This is a genomic window from Streptomyces sp. NPDC048523 (assembly GCF_043199815.1).
In the GTDB taxonomy this organism is placed as follows: domain Bacteria; phylum Actinomycetota; class Actinomycetes; order Streptomycetales; family Streptomycetaceae; genus Streptomyces.
The window spans coordinates 295,988-313,962 of the sequence record NZ_JBICWQ010000007.1; the positions used below are offsets into that span (position 1 = coordinate 295,988).

General features: G+C 71.8%; 14 protein-coding genes and 1 riboswitch. Of the genes, 4 read left to right on the top strand and 10 right to left on the bottom strand.

What is annotated here, in order from left to right:
- Positions 1–97: 97 nt before the first annotated feature.
- Positions 98–1,132 carry a septation protein SepH gene (gene sepH / locus ACGFWE_RS33445; protein ID WP_352382269.1) on the top strand — a complete coding sequence of 345 codons (1,035 nt, stop codon included), beginning with the start codon at positions 98–100 and terminating at the stop codon, positions 1,130–1,132.
- A 70-nt stretch (positions 1,133–1,202) separates the two neighbouring features.
- On the opposite strand, the gene ACGFWE_RS33450 is transcribed toward sepH, so the two are convergent.
- Entirely contained in the window at positions 1,203–2,060 is an 858-nt protein-coding gene (locus ACGFWE_RS33450) for a sulfurtransferase (RefSeq protein ID WP_393603789.1), read from the bottom strand.
- Positions 2,061–2,294: 234 nt separating this feature from the next.
- Here ACGFWE_RS33450 and ACGFWE_RS33455 point away from each other — a divergent pair, with 234 nt between their 5' ends.
- Complete coding sequence (locus ACGFWE_RS33455; RefSeq protein WP_393603791.1) at positions 2,295–3,086, top strand: VOC family protein; 792 nt, start codon at positions 2,295–2,297, stop codon at positions 3,084–3,086.
- A 19-nt stretch (positions 3,087–3,105) separates the two neighbouring features.
- On the opposite strand, the gene ACGFWE_RS33460 is transcribed toward ACGFWE_RS33455, so the two are convergent.
- Genes ACGFWE_RS33460 through ACGFWE_RS33475 form a run of 4 tightly spaced genes read right to left on the bottom strand, consistent with a single transcriptional unit; the run spans position 3,106 to position 8,487 of the window.
- Complete coding sequence (locus ACGFWE_RS33460) at positions 3,106–3,765, bottom strand: thymidine kinase (RefSeq protein WP_352382274.1); 660 nt, start codon at positions 3,763–3,765, stop codon at positions 3,106–3,108.
- A gap of 49 nt (positions 3,766–3,814) precedes the next feature.
- Positions 3,815–5,011 (bottom strand): alkaline phosphatase family protein, encoded by a 1,197-nt coding sequence (locus ACGFWE_RS33465; RefSeq protein WP_393603793.1) that lies wholly within the window; start codon positions 5,009–5,011, stop codon positions 3,815–3,817.
- Complete coding sequence (locus tag ACGFWE_RS33470; protein ID WP_352382278.1) at positions 5,011–5,598, bottom strand: DUF5998 family protein; 588 nt, start codon at positions 5,596–5,598, stop codon at positions 5,011–5,013. Before ACGFWE_RS33470 ends, ACGFWE_RS33465 begins: the two co-directional genes overlap by 1 nt.
- A gap of 51 nt (positions 5,599–5,649) precedes the next feature.
- A complete protein-coding gene (locus tag ACGFWE_RS33475; RefSeq protein ID WP_393603795.1) occupies positions 5,650–8,487 on the bottom strand; it encodes a GNAT family N-acetyltransferase in 2,838 nt (945 codons plus the stop codon).
- Between the two features lie 197 nt (positions 8,488–8,684).
- On the opposite strand from ACGFWE_RS33475, the gene ACGFWE_RS33480 reads away from it, so the two are divergent.
- Positions 8,685–8,966, top strand: coding sequence for an HPr family phosphocarrier protein (locus ACGFWE_RS33480; protein WP_007385204.1), 282 nt, complete (start codon positions 8,685–8,687; stop codon positions 8,964–8,966).
- A 126-nt stretch (positions 8,967–9,092) separates the two neighbouring features.
- Here ACGFWE_RS33480 and ACGFWE_RS33485 read toward each other — a convergent pair whose 3' ends face one another.
- The 4 genes from ACGFWE_RS33485 to ACGFWE_RS33500 all read right to left on the bottom strand — a co-directional run bounded on the left by ACGFWE_RS33485 (position 9,093) and on the right by ACGFWE_RS33500 (position 13,885).
- Positions 9,093–9,788 (bottom strand): GntR family transcriptional regulator, encoded by a 696-nt coding sequence (locus ACGFWE_RS33485; protein WP_352382282.1) that lies wholly within the window; start codon positions 9,786–9,788, stop codon positions 9,093–9,095.
- Positions 9,789–9,977: 189 nt separating this feature from the next.
- Positions 9,978–10,730, bottom strand: coding sequence for a M23 family metallopeptidase (locus ACGFWE_RS33490; RefSeq protein WP_352382284.1), 753 nt, complete (start codon positions 10,728–10,730; stop codon positions 9,978–9,980).
- Between the two features lie 13 nt (positions 10,731–10,743).
- Positions 10,744–10,907, bottom strand: a riboswitch (cyclic di-AMP (ydaO/yuaA leader).
- 192 nt (positions 10,908–11,099) lie between these two features.
- Positions 11,100–12,488, bottom strand: a complete 1,389-nt coding sequence (locus ACGFWE_RS33495; RefSeq protein WP_393603798.1) for a M16 family metallopeptidase — start codon at positions 12,486–12,488, stop codon at positions 11,100–11,102.
- Complete coding sequence (locus ACGFWE_RS33500) at positions 12,485–13,885, bottom strand: pitrilysin family protein (RefSeq protein WP_352382572.1); 1,401 nt, start codon at positions 13,883–13,885, stop codon at positions 12,485–12,487. Before ACGFWE_RS33500 ends, ACGFWE_RS33495 begins: the two co-directional genes overlap by 4 nt.
- Positions 13,886–14,210: 325 nt before the next feature.
- Here ACGFWE_RS33500 and ACGFWE_RS33505 point away from each other — a divergent pair, with 325 nt between their 5' ends.
- Positions 14,211–16,664: a DNA topoisomerase IV subunit A gene (locus tag ACGFWE_RS33505; protein WP_352382288.1), complete on the top strand. Its 2,454-nt coding sequence runs from the start codon at positions 14,211–14,213 to the stop codon at positions 16,662–16,664.
- Here ACGFWE_RS33505 and ACGFWE_RS33510 read toward each other — a convergent pair.
- Positions 16,661–17,758: a CobW family GTP-binding protein gene (locus ACGFWE_RS33510; protein WP_393603800.1), complete on the bottom strand. Its 1,098-nt coding sequence runs from the start codon at positions 17,756–17,758 to the stop codon at positions 16,661–16,663. The two genes, ACGFWE_RS33505 and ACGFWE_RS33510, sit on opposite strands and share 4 nt — an antisense overlap.
- Between the last annotated feature and the right edge of the window lie 217 nt (positions 17,759–17,975).

The window sequence follows — 17,975 nt, forward strand, 5'->3', positions numbered from 1 at the left end:
CGGCAAGGTTGTGGCAGGCTGCACCCGGGCAGGCCACACTCGACTAGCGGAAGCAGCGACGCACGTGACGTCGGCAGGCACCACCCGGGAGGTCCCCATGCCCGAACTGCGTGTCGTGGCCGTCTCCAATGACGGCACACGGCTGGTGCTGAAGGCTGCCGACTCAACGGAGTACACGCTTCCGATCGACGAGCGGCTGCGCGCGGCGGTGCGCGGCGACCGTCCCCGCCTCGGCCAGATCGAGATCGAGGTCGAAAGCCATCTCCGTCCCCGCGACATCCAGGCGCGTATACGCGCGGGTGCCACCGCGGAAGAGGTAGCCCAGCTCGCAGGTATCCCCGTAGACCGCGTACGGCGCTTCGAGGGCCCCGTGCTCGCCGAGCGCGCCTTCATGGCCGAACGAGCCCGCAAGACCCCGGTCCGCCGGCCCGGCGAGAACGCCGGACCGCAGCTCGGCGAGGCCGTGCAGGAGCGGCTGGTGCTGCGCGGCGCCGAGAAGGACACCGTCCAGTGGGACTCGTGGCGTCGCGACGACGGCACCTGGGAGGTTCTGCTGGTCTACTGCGTCGCGGGTGAACCGCACTCGGCGAGCTGGACCTACGACCCGCCCCGGCGGCTCGTCCAGGCCGTCGACGAGGAGGCGCGCTCACTCATCGGCGAGTCCGAGGACCTCGGCGCGCCGGAGCCCAGCTTTCCCTTCGTGCCGCGTATCGCACGGCTGCCGCGCGACCGTCCGCTGGACCGCGCTCTCGACCGGCCGAGCCTGCCCCCGGCCGAGCCCGTCGAGGAGACCGTCGCCGAACGGGACTCGCTGACCAGCCTGTTGGAGGCCGTGCCGAGTTTCCGGGGCGACATGGTCGTACCGGAGCGGCCGTCCGAGACGGCGAGCATCGAGGAACCGCCCGCGCTCGAGGAGGAGCCGGAGGTGGAGGAGCCGCCGGCCCCCGCGGCCTCGGCCGGTTCCGCCTACGCGGACGTCCTCATGCCGCGTTCGGTGGCCAGCCACCGCGACCGCCTCATCGGCGCGACCGACCGCCAGGCCGAGGCCGACGGCGTCCGCCCGGGCCGCAGAGCGGCGGTCCCGAGCTGGGACGAGATCGTGTTCGGCACGCGCAGGAAGAAGCAGGAGTAGTCAGCCGTACGAGGATCAGGGCCGCACTCGTCGAGTGCGGCCCTTTCCCGTCGTACCGGGCAGGGGCGGGCTACTGGGGATCCGGGCCCACGGCGACCGGTCGCTCCGGGTCCGAGGACCACTCCGACCAGGAGCCGACGTACAGCGCCGCCGGAATGCCCGCGACCGCCAGCGCCAGGACCTCGTGGGCGCCGGAGACGCCGGAACCGCAGTAGACGCCGACCTCGGTGCCGTCGGTGGCGCCGAGGGCCTTGAAGCGGGCGTTCAGCTCCTCCGCGGGCAGGAAGCGGCCGTCCGGGCCGACGTTGTCCGTGGTGGGCGCGGACCGGGCGCCAGGGATGTGGCCGCCGACGCGGTCGATCGGCTCCACCTCACCGCGGTAGCGCTCCCCCGCTCGTGCGTCCAGCAGCACACCCGCGCGGGCCAGCGCCGCGGCCGCGTCGGCGTCGAGCAGACCGGCCGCCGCGGGCACCGGCTCGAAGTCGCCCTCGGAGAGAGCGGGACCCGGCAGGGAGGACTGCAGCGGCCCCTGCCAGGAAGTCAACCCGCCGTCGAGGACTCGCACATCCGGGTGACCTGTCCAGGACAGCAGCCACCACGCGCGGGCGGCCGCCCAGCCCTGCCCGCCGTCGTACACGACGACCGGTGTACCGGAGGAGACACCCGCCCGGCGCATCGCTGCGCCGAACTCCGCGAGGTCCGGCAGCGGATGCCGCCCGCCGGCGCCGGCCGGGCCGGCCAACTCCCGGTCCAGGTCGACGTAGACCGCGCCCGGGAGGTGCCCGGCCGCGTACTCGGCCCGGCCGTCGAAGGGTGGCTCACCGGCCGCCTTGGCCACGCTCAGCTGCCAGCGGACGTCGAGCAGCACGGGCGGGTTCGGACCCGCCAGGGCGCTCGCGAGTTCGGATGCGGAGATGATGGCGTTCATGGCCACCATCCTTGCGCACCGGGTGGCCGCCTCGTCCATGTCCGGCTACTCTGCTCCGCCGGACAGGCCCGGTCACCAGGCGTACGGGAACGGGCACATGCTGTACAGCCGATCGACATCCGTCGGCCATCGCGTGGCAACGGCCAGCCGGCCGCGGGTGGTGCGAGCATCGGCACGGAGGTCCCGACAGCGGACACGACACGGCCACCGCGAGGGGCCGAGGAGAGAGTGACGATGACCGAGGCAAGGGGGTCGGCCGCCCCGCCCGCTCGGCACACGCCCGGTACACCCTGCTGGGTGAGTCTGATGGTGCACGGCATGGCCGCGACCCAGGAGTTCTACGGATCGCTGTTCGGCTGGGAGTTCGTGCCGGGACCGCAGCAGCTCGGGCCCTACGTCCGCGCGCTGCTCGACGGCCAGGACGTCGCCGGGATGGGGCAGTCGCCGCCCGACCGCAATCTTCCGGTCGCCTGGACGCCCTACCTCGCCTCGGACGACATCGACCTGACGGCCGAGTCGGTCCGGCTGTGCGGTGGCACGGTGGGGGTGGGCCCGCTGGAGGCCGGGGAGGCCGGGCGTCTGGTGATCGGCTCGGACCCGTCCGGTGCCGTCTTCGGCGTGTGGCAGGCGGCGGCCCACCTGGGCACCTCCGTCGCGGGCGTGCCGGGCACTCCCGCCTGGCACGAGCTGCTCACCTTCGAGACGGTGAGCGTCGCCAAGTTCTACGAGACGGTGTTCGGTTGCGAGGGCGAGCCCGTGGTCTCCGCCGACTTCGACTACGTCACCCTCCAAGCCGGCGGCCGCCCCGTGGCCGGTCTGCACGGCGTCGGCCACGCCCTCCCCCGCGACCGGGGGCCGCACTGGATGACGTACTTCGAGGTGGCCGACGCGACCGCCGCCGCCCGTCTCCTCACCGACCTGGGCGGCCATGTGCTGCAGTCGCCGCACGACAGCCCGCACGGTCGCGTGGCCACGGTGGCGGATCCGGAGGGGGCGCGCTTCTCGTTGATCGAGAATCCGCACTGAGAGCTCTGACCGAGTCAGGTCAGAAGCGTGCCCCGGCCGACGGGACGGGCAGGACGTCCGGGGACAGCGCGGCCGCGTGTGCGGTGCCCGAGGTCATCCGGCGCCGGTGGTGCCGGCGGCACAGGACCTCGTAGCCGACGTCGTCGGCCTGGTTGACGTCGCCGACGACCACCTGGGCGCCCTCGACCACCATCTCGCCGTTGACCGTACGGGCGTTGTGCGTGGCCCGGGCGCCGCACCAGCACAGGGCCTCGACCTGGAGCACCTCGACCCGGTCGGCCAGTTCCACCAGGCGCTGGGAGCCGGGGAACAGCTTGGAGCGGAAGTCGGTGGTGATGCCGAAGGCGTAGACGTCGAGATCCAGATCGTCGACGACACGGGCGAGCTGGTCTATCTGCTCAGGCGTGAGGAACTGCGCCTCGTCCGCGATCACGTAGTCCGCGCGGCCGCCGCGGGAGAGATGGTCGACGAGATAGGCGTACAGGTCCTGGCCGTCCTCGACCTCGACCGCGTCCGTGACCAGACCGAGCCGCGAGGAGAGCTTGCCCTCGCCGGCCCGGTCGTCCCGGGTGAAGATGATGCCCGTCAGACCACGCGCCGAACGGTTGTGCTCGATCTGGAGAGCCAGTGTGGACTTCCCGCAGTCCATGGTTCCGGAGAAGAACACCAGCTCGGGCATGGCAGGTCGAGCACCTTTCGGTTCTGTGGGAGACGGAGGCGGGTCGGCTTCAGGAGCGTACTTCGAGCAGCGGCACCAGTTGCTCGGCGGGGGTCATGGAACCGTGGTTGCCGACCATCGCCGACTCCTTCGGCTCCCGCTCGGAGGCGATGAGGAGTACGTCGTCGCGGGCGGCGGCGACCACGTCGCCGATCCGGTCGTACACCCGCTCGTCGAAGTGGTCCGGCGGCCCGAACCAGCCCGCCGCGATGGCCTCGTCCCGCGAGGCGACCCAGAACTGCTCGCCGAGGACCTCGCGCCAGCAGGTCAGCACATCGCCTGCGGCGCCGGGCACCGCGTAGACATGGCGGGCCCGGCCCTCGCCGCCCAACAGGGCGACCCCGGCGCGCAGTTCCCAGTCCTCGTCGAAGTCGATGCGGTGCTGCTCGTCGAAGGGGATGTCGACCATGCCGTGGTCGGCGGTGACGTACAGCGCGCTGTTCGGCGGGAGTTGCTCGGCGAGGCGCTGGACCAGGCGGTCGACGTACATCAGCTGGCCGCGCCAGGTGTCGGAGTCGACGCCGAAGCGGTGTCCCGCGCCGTCGACCTCGGCGTAGTACGTGTAGACCAGCGAGCGGTCGGCGGCGGCGAGTTGCTCGGCCGCGAGGTCCACGCGCTCCTCGCCGGACAGCCGTCCGTGGAACGTGCCGCCGCTGAGCGCGACCTTGGTCAGCGGGGTGTTCTGGAAGGTGGGCGAGGAGACCTGGGCGGCGTGCACCCCGGCCCGGTCGGCGAGTTGGAAGACGGTGGGGTACGGCTGCCAGACGTGCGGCTTGGTCCACGGCTGCCAGCGCAGCTGGTTCATCAGCTCGCCGGTGGCCGGGTTGCGCACGGTGTAGCCCGGCAGGCCGTGGGCGCCGGGCGGCCGGCCGGTGCCGACGGAGGCGAGGGAGGTCGCGGTGGTCGCCGGGTAGCCGGTGGTCAGGGGCCGGCCGGTGCCGCCGCGCGAGGTGGCCAGCAGGGAGGTCATGAAGGGCGCCTCGTCCGGGTGCGACTTCAGCTGCTCCCAGCCCAGGCCGTCGATCAGGAACACGCAGTTCCGGTCGGAGGGGGTGAGCTCCTGGATCGTGGCGGTCATGTCCGGTACGGCCATGCCGGCGGCGAGGGTGGGCAGCAGGTCGGCGAGGGAGCCGGTGCCGTACTCGGGGACGGGCGCGGTGTCGAGGGCCAGGGGTTCGGGGTGGTCCCAGGCTGCGGGCTGCACCATCAGCGGGGGACGTCCGCGGTCGCCTCGGAGATGGCCTGGGCGAAGGCGAGCGCCTGGCGCACGGTGTCCGGGCCGTCCCCCGCCTCGCTGACGCGCAGGCTCAGGTCGTCCGCGGTGGAGCTGCCGGTGTAGCCGTGGTCCGCCTCGCAGTTGGGGTCGCCGCAGGCGGCGGGCTCCAGGTCGATACGGGAGACGGCGCCCCAGCCGATGGTCAGCACGACCTCGCGGGGCAGGGTGCCCGGCTGGTACTGCTCCGGGTTCGCGACGACCCGGCTGACCACGACCGACGAGATCCGGCCGAGCTTCACGGACTCCGTGGAGGTGGTGGCGTACGGCGTCGGGGACGTGCTGTCCGCGGCCTGCTCGTCGGTGTGGCTCACGATGAAGCGGTTGCCCGTGAGGACGAGCACGGTCACGTGCCGCCGCACCTCGTTCTGGTCGAACGTCGTCTCCTGGTGGACCAGGTACGACCGGATGGGCTCGCCGCCCAGCGCGGACTCCACCGCCTCGGCCACGAGGGCCGGGTAGTAGCCGCTGCGCTCGATCGCCGCACGCAGCCCCTGGGTCGTCGTACTGGTCTTGGCCATGACGTCCATCCTACGGTGGCGCGCTGACTGCGAGGCACCGCTCGCCGCCGCTCAGTACGCGGGAAGGGTCCGCGGGCCGAGGTCGTCGCGGGCGGGCGGTGGCGCGAGCCGTACGGAGGCGCCGAGGACGCTCAGGCCGCGCGGGGCGACGACGACCGGCTCCAGGGTGACCGCGACGACCTCGGGATGGTCGTCGACCAGCCGGGACACCCGCAGCAGGAGCTCCTCCAGGGCGGGGGTGTCGACCGGGGTGGAACCGCGCCAGCCGAAGAGGAGCGGCGCGGTCCGGATCGATCGGACGAGGCTCGCCGCCTCCCGGTCGGTGACCGGAATCAGCCGGTGAGCGGTGTCGTCGAGCAGCTGGGAGGCGGCCCCGGCGAGCCCGAAGGACAGCACGGCGCCGGCGGCGGGGTCTATGACGGCCCGGATCACGGTGTCCACCCCGCGCGGGGCCATCCCCTGCACCACGGGCCGCAGTTCGTCGGGCGTGCCGAACAACTCGGTCAGCTCGGCGTACGCCCGCCGCAGCTGCTCCTCGTCCGCGAGATCCAGGCGTACGCCGCCTAGGTCGGCGCGGTGGCGCAGGTGCGGGGCGGTGGCCTTGAGGGCGACCGGGTAGCCGAGGGTGGCGGCGGCTTCGACGGCGGCGTCGGAGGTGGCGGCGGGCAGGGCGCGGTGGACCTGGATGCCGTACTCGGCGAGCAGTCGGCAGGTGTCCTCGGTGCCGATGGTGAGGCCCTGCCCGCGCGTGAGCAGGCCGTCGATCAGGGTGGCGGCGCCCTTCTCGTCGATGTTCTCGTACTCGGGCACCTTGCCCGGTTCGGCGGACTCCCGGCGCCACTGGCCGTACTGCACGACATCGGCCAGGGCCCGCACCGCGCGCTCGGCGGCGGGATAGGCGGGGATGAGGCGGTCGCCGTTCCCGGGGGCGGACGTCTCCGCGGGGCCCGGTGCGGTGCGCAGCCGGTCCAAGGCGCGGAACGGGTGGTCGGCACGGATCTTCGGTGGGCCCGCGGTGGCCTGGGGCGCGGTGCTGGTCGCCGCCGACAGGGCCTCCGCGAGGCCGCCGAGTTCGACGTGGACCACGAGGACCGGCTTGCCGGGGACCTGCTCCGCCGCGGACCTGAGCGCCTCGGCGAGGGCGGCGTCTCCCGCGGACCCCTCGCCGACCCCCGGGATGGCCGTCACGATCACCGCGTCGCAGGAGTCGTCCGCCAACGCGCGCGCGAGGGCCGCGTGGAAGTCCTCGGGCGCGGCCGCGGTGGTCAGGTCCAGCGGGGGTGAGGGCGTCAGCCCTTCGGCCACGCACGCGTCGTACGTGAGCAGGCCGAGCGACTCGGAGTTGCCGAGGATCGCCACCTTGGGTCCGGTGGGCAGCGGCTGGCGGGCGAGCAGCAGGCCGGTGTCCACGAGTTCGGTGATGGTGTCCACGCGGATCACTCCGGCCTGCCTCAGCAGCGCGGACACCGTCGCGTGCGGCAGGCGGGTGGCGCGGACGGCGTGGCCCTGCGGGGCGGTGCCCGAGCCCTGCACGACGACCAGGGGCTTGGCCGCCGCCGTACGCCTGGCGAGGCGGGTGAACTTGCGCGGGTTGCCGATGGACTCCAGGTACATGAGGACGACGTCGGTGTCCGGGTCGTCGTACCAGTACTGCAGGACGTCGTTGCCGGAGACGTCCGCGCGGTTGCCGGAGGCGACGAAGGTGGAGACGCCGGTCACGCCGGTGACCCCGCCGCCGCGCCGGTGCAGCCGGGAGAGCAGGGCGATGCCGATGGCGCCGGACTGGGCGAACAGGCCGATCCGGCCGGGGCGGGGGGTCTCGGGGGCCAGTGAGGCGTTGAGACGGACGTCCGCGGAGGTGTTGATGATGCCGAAGGCGTTCGGGCCGATGATCCGCATGCCGTACGCGCGTGCGTGGCGCACGAGTTCACGCTGGCGCTCGCGCCCTTCGGGGCCGCTCTCGGCGTACCCGGCGGAGAGCACGACGAGTCCCTGCACGCCGTGTGCCCCGCACTCGGCGACGACCTCGGGCACATGCTCGGCCGGTACGGCGACGACCGCGAGGTCGACGGGGCCGTCGATGTCCCGCACCGAGCGGTGTGCGGGGATGCCGTCGAGGTCCTTCTGGTCCTCGGGGAACGCCTTGTTGACGGCGTACAGGCGGCCGGTGAAGCCGTAGTCCCTGATGTTGCCGAGCACGCTGCGGCCCACACCGCCCGGGGCGCGTCCGACGCCCACCACGGCGACGGAGCCGGGGGTGAGCAGCCGCTGCACGGACCGCGACTCGGCGCGCTGTTCGCGCGCGTACTGCACGGCGAGCGAGCGGTCGGTGGGCTCCAGGTCGAACTCCAGGCGCACCACGCCGTCTTCGAAGCTGCGCTTCTGGGTGTACCCGGCGTCGGTGAACACCTTGATCATCTTGACGTTGGCGGGCAGCACCTCGGCGGCGAAGCGCCGGATGCCGCGCTCGCGGGCGACGGCCCCGATGTGTTCGAGGAGGGCGGAGGCGACGCCCCGTCCCTGGTGGGCGTCCTGGACCAGGAACGCGACCTCGGCCTCGTCGGCGGGGGCGGTGGCGGGCATGCCGTCGGCGCCGATGCGGTCGTAGCGTACGGTGGCGATGAACTCGCCGCCGACCGTGGCGGCGAGTCCCACCCGGTCCACAAAGTCGTGGTGCGTGAAGCGGTGGACGTCCTTGGCGGACAGGCGAGGGTAGGGCGCGAAGAAGCGGTAGTACTTCGACTCGTCCGAGACCTGCTCGTAGAAGCTGACCAGGCGATCGGCGTCGTCGACGGTGATGGGCCGGATGCGCGCGGTGCCGCCGTCGCGCAGCACCACGTCGGCCTCCCAGTGGGCGGGGTACTCGTGCCGGTCCGACGCGCTCTGCATGGGCCCCAGAGTACGGCTCGCGTACGACAACGGCGCGAGGCAGTCTGTGGAGAACACGCGAGGACGCGCAAGGACGGAAGTCGGGCCGAGGCCGCGGTCCGACCACTCCCCCGGCAGGAACCTCAGGTCCTGTCCGGGGGCGCTTCACGTGTGGGAAACTGGTCTAGACAACCCTGAACACCGAAGGGCAGCATCACATGGCTGAGCGCCGCGTCAACGTCGGCTGGGCCGAGGGCCTTCACGCCCGCCCCGCTTCCATCTTCGTCCGGGCCGCCACGGCCGCAGGTATCCCGGTGACGATCGCCAAGGCCGACGGCAACCCCGTCAACGCGGCCTCCATGCTGGCCGTTCTCGGCCTGGGCGCCCAGGGCGGCGAGGAGATCGTCCTCGCCTCCGACGCCGAGGGCGCGGACGCGGCCCTCGACCGGCTCGCGAAGCTGGTCGCCGAGGGGCTCGAGGAGCTTCCCGAGACCGTCTGAGGGACGGTGCCTTAAAAGCACCGAGGGGCTCGCCCGAATTACCGGGCGGGCCCTTCGCATTTCCCTTTTACGGGCAGCGGAAATACTCCCCCTCGAATTCCCACCCCTTTGTATACGGTGCCCGTGTTAATGCCGCAGACCTGTCACGTTTACAGGATGTTGCGAGGTCCTCACACGGTCCGCGCGGTCCTGCCCGGAGGTGAACCGCAGCCGGTGCACCGCGCTCGAGCGCTCGGTGTGCAGCGCCGTGATCGCCCGCGCGCGCTCGCCGTCCCCGCGTGCCACCGCGTCCACGATCGCGCCGTGCTCCGCCCAGGACTCCACCGGGTTGGCGGGCGCGTCCACGAGGTACATCCAGGCGATCTTGTGGCGCAGCTGGGTCAGCATCGAGGTCAGCGCGGGGCTGCCGGAGGCCTGCGCGAGCGTCTCGTGGAACCAGCCCCCCAGCGAGCGCAGATCGTCGCTGTTGCCGCGCCTGGCCCGCTCCTGACCCAGCCTGACCAGGCCGCGCAGCACCTTCAGATGGGCCTCGGTGCGCCGCTGGGCGGCCCGGGAGGCGCCGAGCGGTTCGAGAAGCATGCGCATCTCCAGGAGGTCGGCGCCCTCCTGCTCGGTCGGTTCGGCCACACACGCGCCCGCGTGCCGCCGCGTCACCACGAAGCCCTCGGCCTCCAGTGTGCGCAGGGCCTCGCGGACCGGGACCCGGGAGACGCCGTAGCGGCGGGCGAGCAGTTCCTCGGTGAGCCGGCTCCCGCGCTCGTGGACACCGGCGACGATGTCGTCCCGGATCGCCGTGCATACCGAGTGCGCCGGAATACGCATGTCCGACCTCCGTCTTAATCCCCGTGAAACGTCGCCGATTGACGTGTGTTCAGTGACTCTATTGCAATGAGCGGGAATTTCCGACGGCGGACCGGAATCCGGGGATATTTTTTGGACAACGGGGCCCCGGAAACGACGAAAACCCCGGCTCGGGGAGCCGGGGCCTCGCGGAGATCGCGCGGTGGGTCGTCAGACGTTCACGCCGTGCGAGCGCAGGTAGGCGACGGGGTCGATGTCCGAGCCGTACTCGGGGGTGGTGCGCGCCTCGAAGTGCAGGTGCGGGCCGGTGACGTTGCCGGTCGCGCCGGAGAGGCCGATCTGCTGGCCGGGGGTGACCGACTGGCCGGCCGAGACGCCGATGGACGACAGGTGGCCGTACTGGGTGTACGTGCCGTCGGCCATCCTGATCACGATCTGGTTGCCGTACGACCCGCCCCAGCCGGTCTCCACGACCGTGCCGCGGCCGACCGCGTGGACCGAGGTGCCGCTCGCGGCGTGGAAGTCGACACCGGTGTGGCTGCCGGAGGACCACAGGGAGCCACCGCTCTTGTAGCCGGTGGACACGTAGGAGCCGGAGATCGGGGCGACGAAGCGGTTGAGGCGCTTGCGCTCGGCCTCGCGGGCGGCGCGCTCCTTGGCCTCGCGTATCTCCTTGGCGCGCGCCTCGGCCTTGCGCTTGGCCTCCGCCGCCGCCTTCTTCTGCGCGGCGGCTTGCGCCTGCGCCTCGGCCTGGGCGTCGAGCTGGTCGGCGAGGGACTCTCCGACGCTGACGACGGGCATGAGACCGGTCTGCTCGACGGAGTTGTCGGCGGCGAACGCCGGGGCTGCGATGGTGCCGATGACGCCGGTGGTGGCGAGGGCCGCGACGCCCGCCGCGCGGGCGGTGGTGCGCTTCATACGGCTGGGACGACGGTGCTTCCCGGTGGCGCAGGTGAACGCCATGTGGTGGCCGGTCCTTTCCTTCCTTCTCGCCTACCGGGTTAGCTGACGGGTTCGGAGCAGGAAGGTCTCCTACGGACCCCCTCGCGGTGCGCGGGCGTCCGATTCACCCCAGGGACGCATGGTTGGGTCCCCGGCTCCCCTGGCTCGCGCCATGCGGGGACTCGGCGATGGCTGTCCGGTGCCGCGGACGCGGCGCAGTGCCTGACGGACAGCCCAGAGGACGCTAAGCGGGGCCACTTTCAATCCCCAAACCGATCACGGGATTTGTAGCGCATCCCACAGGGCAGACAGGCAACCTCCTGCCCAATTCGGACATCCAGGGGCCCTGGTGACGCTTGCGTCACCAGGGCCCCTGGGGCCGGGGTCCCGCTACTCGGCCGTCACGACCTTGACTTCGCCGATGCCGAGCGCCTCGACGGGCTCCTTGATGGCGGCCGCGTCGCCGACCAGGATCGTCACCAGCCGGTCCACCGGGAAGGCGTTCACGACGGCCGCGGTGGCCTCGACGGTGCCGGTCGCGGCGAGCTGCTGGTACAGGGTCGCCTGGTAGTCGTCGGGCAGGTGCTGCTCGACCTGGTCGGCCAGCGTGCTCGCGACGGCCGCGGCCGTCTCGTACTTGAGCGGTGCCACACCGACGAGGTTCTGTACGGCGACATCGCGCTCGGCGTCGGTCAGACCGCCCTCGGCGAGCGTGCGCAGCACCTTCCACAGGTCGTCCAGGGCGGGACCGGTGTTCGGGGTGTCGACCGAGCCGCTGATGGCGAGCATCGCGGCGCCCGAGCCGTCCGGGGCGGACCTGAGGACCTGGCCGAACGACCGTACGCCGTAGGTGTAGCCCTTCTCCTCGCGCAGCACGCGGTCCAGGCGGGAGGTGAGAGTGCCGCCGAGGCAGTACGTGCCGAGCACCTGCGCGGGCCACACGCGTGCGTGCCGGTCGGCGCCGATACGGCCGATCAGCAGCTGCGTCTGGACGGCGCCAGGGCGGTCCACGATGACGACCCGGCCGGTGTCGTCGGCGGTCACCGGCGGTACGGGGCGCGGCCGGGCCGTGGACCCCGTCCAGGAGCCGAGGGTGTCGGCGAGCAGCGCGTCCAGGTCGATGTCGGTGAGGTCGCCGACGACCACGGCGGTCGCGGTGGCGGGGCGCACGTGCTTCTCGTAGAAGGCGCGTACGGCCGCGGAGTCGATGTTCTCGACGGTCTCCTCGGTGCCCTGGCGCGGGCGCGACATGCGCGAGTCCGCCGGGAACAGCTCCCTGGAGAGCTCCTTGGCGGCGCGACGGGACGGGTTGGCCAGCTCGTGCGGGATCTCGTCCAGGCGGTTGCGGACGAGCCGCTCGACCTCGCTGTCCGCGAACGCGGGCGCCCTGAGCGCGTCGGCCAGCAGACCGAGGGCCTTGGCGAGGCGGGAGGCCGGTACTTCGAGGCTGAGGCGCACGCCCGGGTGGTCGGCGTGCGCGTCGAGGGTGGCGCCGCAGCGCTCCAGCTCGGCGGCGAACTCCTCGGCGGAGTGCTTGTCGGTGCCCTCGGAGAACGCGCGCGCCATGATCGTGGCGACACCGTCCAGGCCGACCGGCTCGGCGTCCAGGGGCGCGTCCAGGAGCACCTCGACGGCGACGACCTGCTGGCCGGGCCGGTGGCAGCGCAGCAGTGTGAGGCCGTTGTCGAGCTTCCCGCGCTCGGGGGCGGGGAAGGCCCAGACCTTGGGCTCGCCCGCCTGCGGCTGCGGGTGGAATTCCATCGCGGCGAGCTCGGTCACTTGGCCGCCTCCTCGTTCTCGTCGGTCGCTTCCACGGTGGCCGCGGAGTCCGGGTCGTCGGCGCCCTCTGCGTCCTCGGCGCTCTGGGCGATCTCGGCCGGGGCGGTGGGCTCGTAGACGAGCACCGCGCGGTTGTCGGGGCGCAGCTTGGCCTTGGCGACCTCCTGCACCTCCTCGGCGCTCACCTCCAGGACGCGCTGCACGGCGGTCAGGGCGAGCTGGGGGTCGCCGAACAGGACGGCGTAACGGCACAGTTCGTCGGCGCGGCCCGCGACGGTGCCGAGCCGGTCCAGCCACTCGCGCTCCAACTGGGCCTGGGCGCGCTCCATTTCCTCGGCCGTGGGACCCTCGGCGGCGAACCGCGCGAGCTCCTCGTCGATGGCGGCCTCGATGACCGGCACCTCGACGTCACCGGAGGTCTTCACGTCGAGCCAGCCCAGGGAGGGCGCACCGGCCAGGCGCAGCAGGCCGAAGCCGGCCGCGACGGCCGTACGGTCGCGCCGTACGAGCCGGTTGTAGAGGCGGGAGGACTCGCCGCCGCCGAGGACGGTGAGGGCGAGGTCGGCCGCGTCCGCCTCGCGGGTGCCGTCGTGCGGGAGCCGGTAGGCCGCCATCAACGCGCGCGCGGGGACCTCCTCCTCGACGACCTCGCGCAGCTGCTCGCCGATGACCTCGGGCAGGGAGCCGTCACGGGGCGCGGGCTTGCCGTCGTGCGAGGGGATGGAGCCGAAGTACTTCTCGACCCAGGCGAGCGTCTGCTCCGGGTCGATGTCGCCGACGACCGACAGGACGGCGTTGTTGGGCGCGTAGTAGGTGCGGAAGAACGCGCGCGCGTCCTCCAGCGTGGCCGCGTCCAGATCGGCCATCGAACCGATCGGGGTGTGGTGGTAGGGGTGACCCTCCGGGTACGCGAGCGCGGTCAGCTTCTCGAACGCGGTGCCGTAGGGGACGTTGTCGTAGCGCTGCCTGCGCTCGTTCTTGACGACGTCGCGCTGGTTCTCCATCGACTCGTCGTCGAGGGCGGCCAGCAGGGAGCCCATGCGGTCGGCCTCCAGCCAGAGGGCGAGCTCCAGCTGATGGGTCGGCATGGTCTCGAAGTAGTTGGTGCGCTCGAAGCTGGTGGTGCCGTTGAGCGAGCCGCCCGCGCCCTGGACGAGCTCGAAGTGCCCGTTGCCCTTGACCTGTCCGGAGCCCTGGAACATCAAGTGCTCGAAAAGGTGAGCAAGGCCGGTACGCCCCTTGACCTCGTGGCGCGAGCCGACGTCGTACCAGAGGCACACCGCCGCGACCGGGGTCAGGTGGTCCTCGGAGAGCACCACCCGCAGCCCGTTGGCCAGGCGGTGCTCGGTCGCTGTCAGGCCCCCGGTGCCTGCCTGGTCTGTGGCCGTGTGACCCATGGGCATGTACGTCCCTTCGATCGCGTTCGCGGTCGTGGAAACCGCGGTTTTCCTGCCGGTCCTGCCACTGTATGCAAGCGTGCGGACCCTCGGCGAAGTTCCCGGAGCGCGTACGCCCACAGCGGATCGCGTAGCCTGCGGGCAACCGTGACGGAGGCGCTGTGCCGTTGCCGGGCCGGGCGGCCCGGCCGGGCCCTGGCCCGGACTGTCAGTGCCGCGGTCCACAATGGTCCGCGCAGACCCGTTCACGCTTCAGCAAGAGTGAGCCAAAGGGCCGACGTGAGCGACCCGTAGGCGAGCGACCAGAAAAGAGGAGCCGGCAGCGATGGCCCGCCGCAGCACGAAGACCCCGCCGCCCGACGACTCGTACGAGGAGCGGATCCTCGACATCGACGTCGTGGACGAGATGAAGGGCTCGTACCTCGAGTACGCGTACTCGGTCATCTACTCCCGCGCGCTCCCCGACGCCCGCGACGGCCTCAAGCCGGTGCACCGGCGCATCGTCTACCAGATGAACGAGATGGGCCTGCGCCCCGACCGCGGCTATGTGAAGTGCGCCCGCGTGGTCGGCGAGGTCATGGGCAAGTTGCACCCGCACGGCGACGCGTCGATCTACGACGCCCTCGTGCGCATGGCCCAGCCCTTCTCGATGAGCGTGCCGCTGATCGACGGCCACGGAAACTTCGGCTCGCTGGGCAACGACGACCCGCCGGCCGCCATGCGGTACACCGAGTGCCGCGCCGCCGAGGCCGCGAGCCTGATGACGGAGTCCATCGACGAGGACACGGTCGACTTCGCACCCAACTACGACGGCCAGGAGCAGGAGCCGGGCGCGCTGCCCGCCGCCTTCCCCAACCTCCTGGTGAACGGCGCCTCCGGCATCGCGGTCGGCATGGCCACCAACATGGCGCCGCACAACCTCACCGAGGTCATCGCGGCCGCCCGCCACCTGATCCGCTACCCGAACGCGGATCTGGACGCCCTGATGAAGCACATCCCGGGTCCCGACCTGCCCACCGGCGGCCGGATCGTCGGCCTCTCCGGCATCCGGGACGCCTACGAGACGGGCCGCGGCACCTTCAAGATCCGCGCGACGGTGTCGGTGGAGACGGTCACGGCCCGCCGCAAGGGCCTGGTGGTCACCGAGCTGCCCTTCACGGTCGGCCCGGAGAAGGTGATCGCCAAGATCAAGGACCTGGTCGGCTCGAAGAAGCTGCAGGGCATCGCCGACGTCAAGGACCTCACCGACCGCGCGCACGGACTGCGTCTGGTCATCGAGATCAAGAACGGCTTCGTGCCGGAGGCGGTCCTGGAGCAGCTCTACAAGTTGACGCCGATGGAGGAGTCCTTCGGCGTCAACAACGTCGCGCTGGTGGACGGACAGCCCCTCACCCTGGGCCTCAAGGAACTCCTCGAGGTCTATCTCGACCACCGCTTCGAAGTGGTGCGCCGCCGCAGCGAGTTCCGCCGCACCAAGCGGCGCGACCGGCTGCACCTGGTCGAGGGCCTGCTCACCGCCCTGGTCGACATCGACGAGGTCATCCGCATCATCCGCTCCAGCGACAACTCCGCGCAGGCGAAGGAGCGGCTGATCGAGCGCTTCTCGCTGAGCGAGATCCAGACGCAGTACATCCTGGACACGCCCCTGCGGCGCCTGACCAGGTTCGACCGCATCGAGCTGGAGTCGGAGAAGGACCGGCTGAACTCGGAGATCGCTGAGCTGACCCGGATCCTGGAGTCGGACACCGAACTGCGCAAGCTGGTCTCCGCCGAGCTGGCCGCGGTCGCCAAGAAGTACGGCACCGAGCGGCGCACGGTCCTGCTGGAGGCCGGCGCCACGGCCCCCGTGGCCGCCGTACCGCTCCAGGTGGCGGACGACCCGTGCCGGGTGCTGCTGTCCTCGACGGGGCTGCTTGCCCGTACGGCGAACGGCGAGCCGTTCCCGGAGGAGGCCGGCGGGAAGCGTGCCAAGCACGACGTGATCATCTCGGCTGTGCCGGCCACCGCGCGGGGGGAGATCGGCGCGGTGACGTCGTCCGGACGTCTTCTCCGCCTGAACGTCATCGACCTGCCGCAGCTCCCGGAGTCGGCCGCGAACCTCGCGGGCGGGGCACCGCTGTCGGAGTTCCTCTCCCTGGAGGACGGCGAGACGCTGATCTGCCTCACCACGCTGGACGAGTCCTCGCCCGGCCTGGCGCTCGGCACCGAACAGGGCGTCGTCAAGCGCGTGGTCCCCGACTACCCGTCCAACAAGGACGAGTTGGAGGTCATCACGCTCAAGGAGGGTGACCGGATCGTCGGCGCGGTGGAACTGCGCACCGGCGACGAGGACCTGGTCTTCATCACCGACGACGCCCAGCTCCTGCGCTACCAGGCCTCGCAGGTCCGTCCGCAGGGCCGTCCGGCGGGCGGTATGACGGGCATCAAGCTCACCGAGGGCGCCAAGGTCATCGCCTTCACCGCGGTGGACCCGGCGGTGGACGCGGTCGTCTTCACGGTCGCGGGCTCGCGCGGCACGCTCGACGACTCGGTCCAGACGACGGCCAAGCTCACGCCGTTCGACCAGTACCCGCGCAAGGGCCGCGCCACCGGCGGTGTCCGCTGCCAGCGGTTCCTGAAGGGCGAGGACTGCCTGTCCCTGGCCTGGGCGGGCGCCGTCCCGGCCCGCGCCGCGCAGAAGAACGGCACGCCGGCCGATCTCCCGGAGATGGACCCGCGCCGTGACGGCTCGGGCGTGTCGCTGGCGAAGACGGTGTCGGTGGTGGCGGGGCCGGTCTAGGCCGGTTCCTCGGGGTCCTCTTCGGTGCCCTGTACGTAACGCAGGACGCCCCACATGCCGGCCTCGTCGGCGTGCGGGGCGTCTGTCGTGTGTGCCCTGCACGCCTCCAGATCCTTGCCGAGGGCGGGCACGTCGATGCCGGAGCCGATGAGGACGAGCTGGGTGAGGCGGGGGTCGCCGGGCGGCCAGGCCTCCGGGTAGAACCGCAGAAACCGCCCCACGGCATGGACGGCGTAACGGTTGCGGACGTCGTACGGTCCGAAGTCGACGTATCCCTTGATCCGGTAGAGGCCTTCGGGACGGCTGTCGAGGAAGCCCATGAGCCGGCGTGGGTCGAGGGGCGTGTCCGAGGTGAAGGACAGGCTGTCGTAGGCGGAGTGCAGATGCCCCGCGTGGTCGTGGTCGTCCTGGTCACTGTCATGGTCGTCGTCGTGGTCGTGCAGGTCGTCGAAGGAGAGCTGTCCGATGCGCTCCTCGCTGGGCCGGCAGTCGAAGAGGAACTCGGGGTCGATGCGGCCGTAGGTGGCCGGGACGACGGCGGCGCGGTCGACGAGGGACCGGACAACCGCCAGAACCCGCTCGGCGTCCTGGGGGGCCGCCCGGTCGAGCTTGTTGACCACGACGAGGTCGGCGAGTGCGAGATGCCGGTCGAGCTCGGGGTGCCGGGCGCGGGTGTCGTCGAACTCGGCGGCGTCGACGACCTCGACGAGACCGCCGTAGACGATGTGCGTCTCCTCGCTGGCGAGCACCATGCGGACGAGTTCCTGCGGCTCGGCGAGACCGCTGGCCTCGATGACGATGACGTCGATTCCGGTGTCGGGGTGGGCGAGCCGGGAAAGGTACTGGTCGAGTTCGCCGACATCGACCGCACAGCACAGGCAGCCGTTCCCGAGGGAGACGGTGGAGTCGCCGAGCGCGCCGGCGACGGCCATGGCGTCGATCTCGATGGCACCGAAGTCGTTGACGACGGCTCCGATACGGCTGCCGCCGCTGCGGTGCAGGAGGTGATTGAGGAGCGTGGTCTTGCCGGACCCCAGGAATCCGGCGAGCACGACGACCGGGATCTGCCGGGGGCTCACGCTCGGCTGACTCAACGTACGACCTCTTTCGCGCTGCTGCGTGCACCGGATCGCGGTCCCGGCGCACGTACGAGCTTTGAATGCCGGACCAGGATACGAGCCGGAATAATCACCGCGAAGTGAACGATTGTTAGCAGCACCGGCGGGGCAGACGTTGGGCAAGGCGCCGGTTCGTGCGACCCTCGCTTCCCTCCGTGCGCCTCCTCTCCGCCTCCCCCGCCGATCAGAGCCG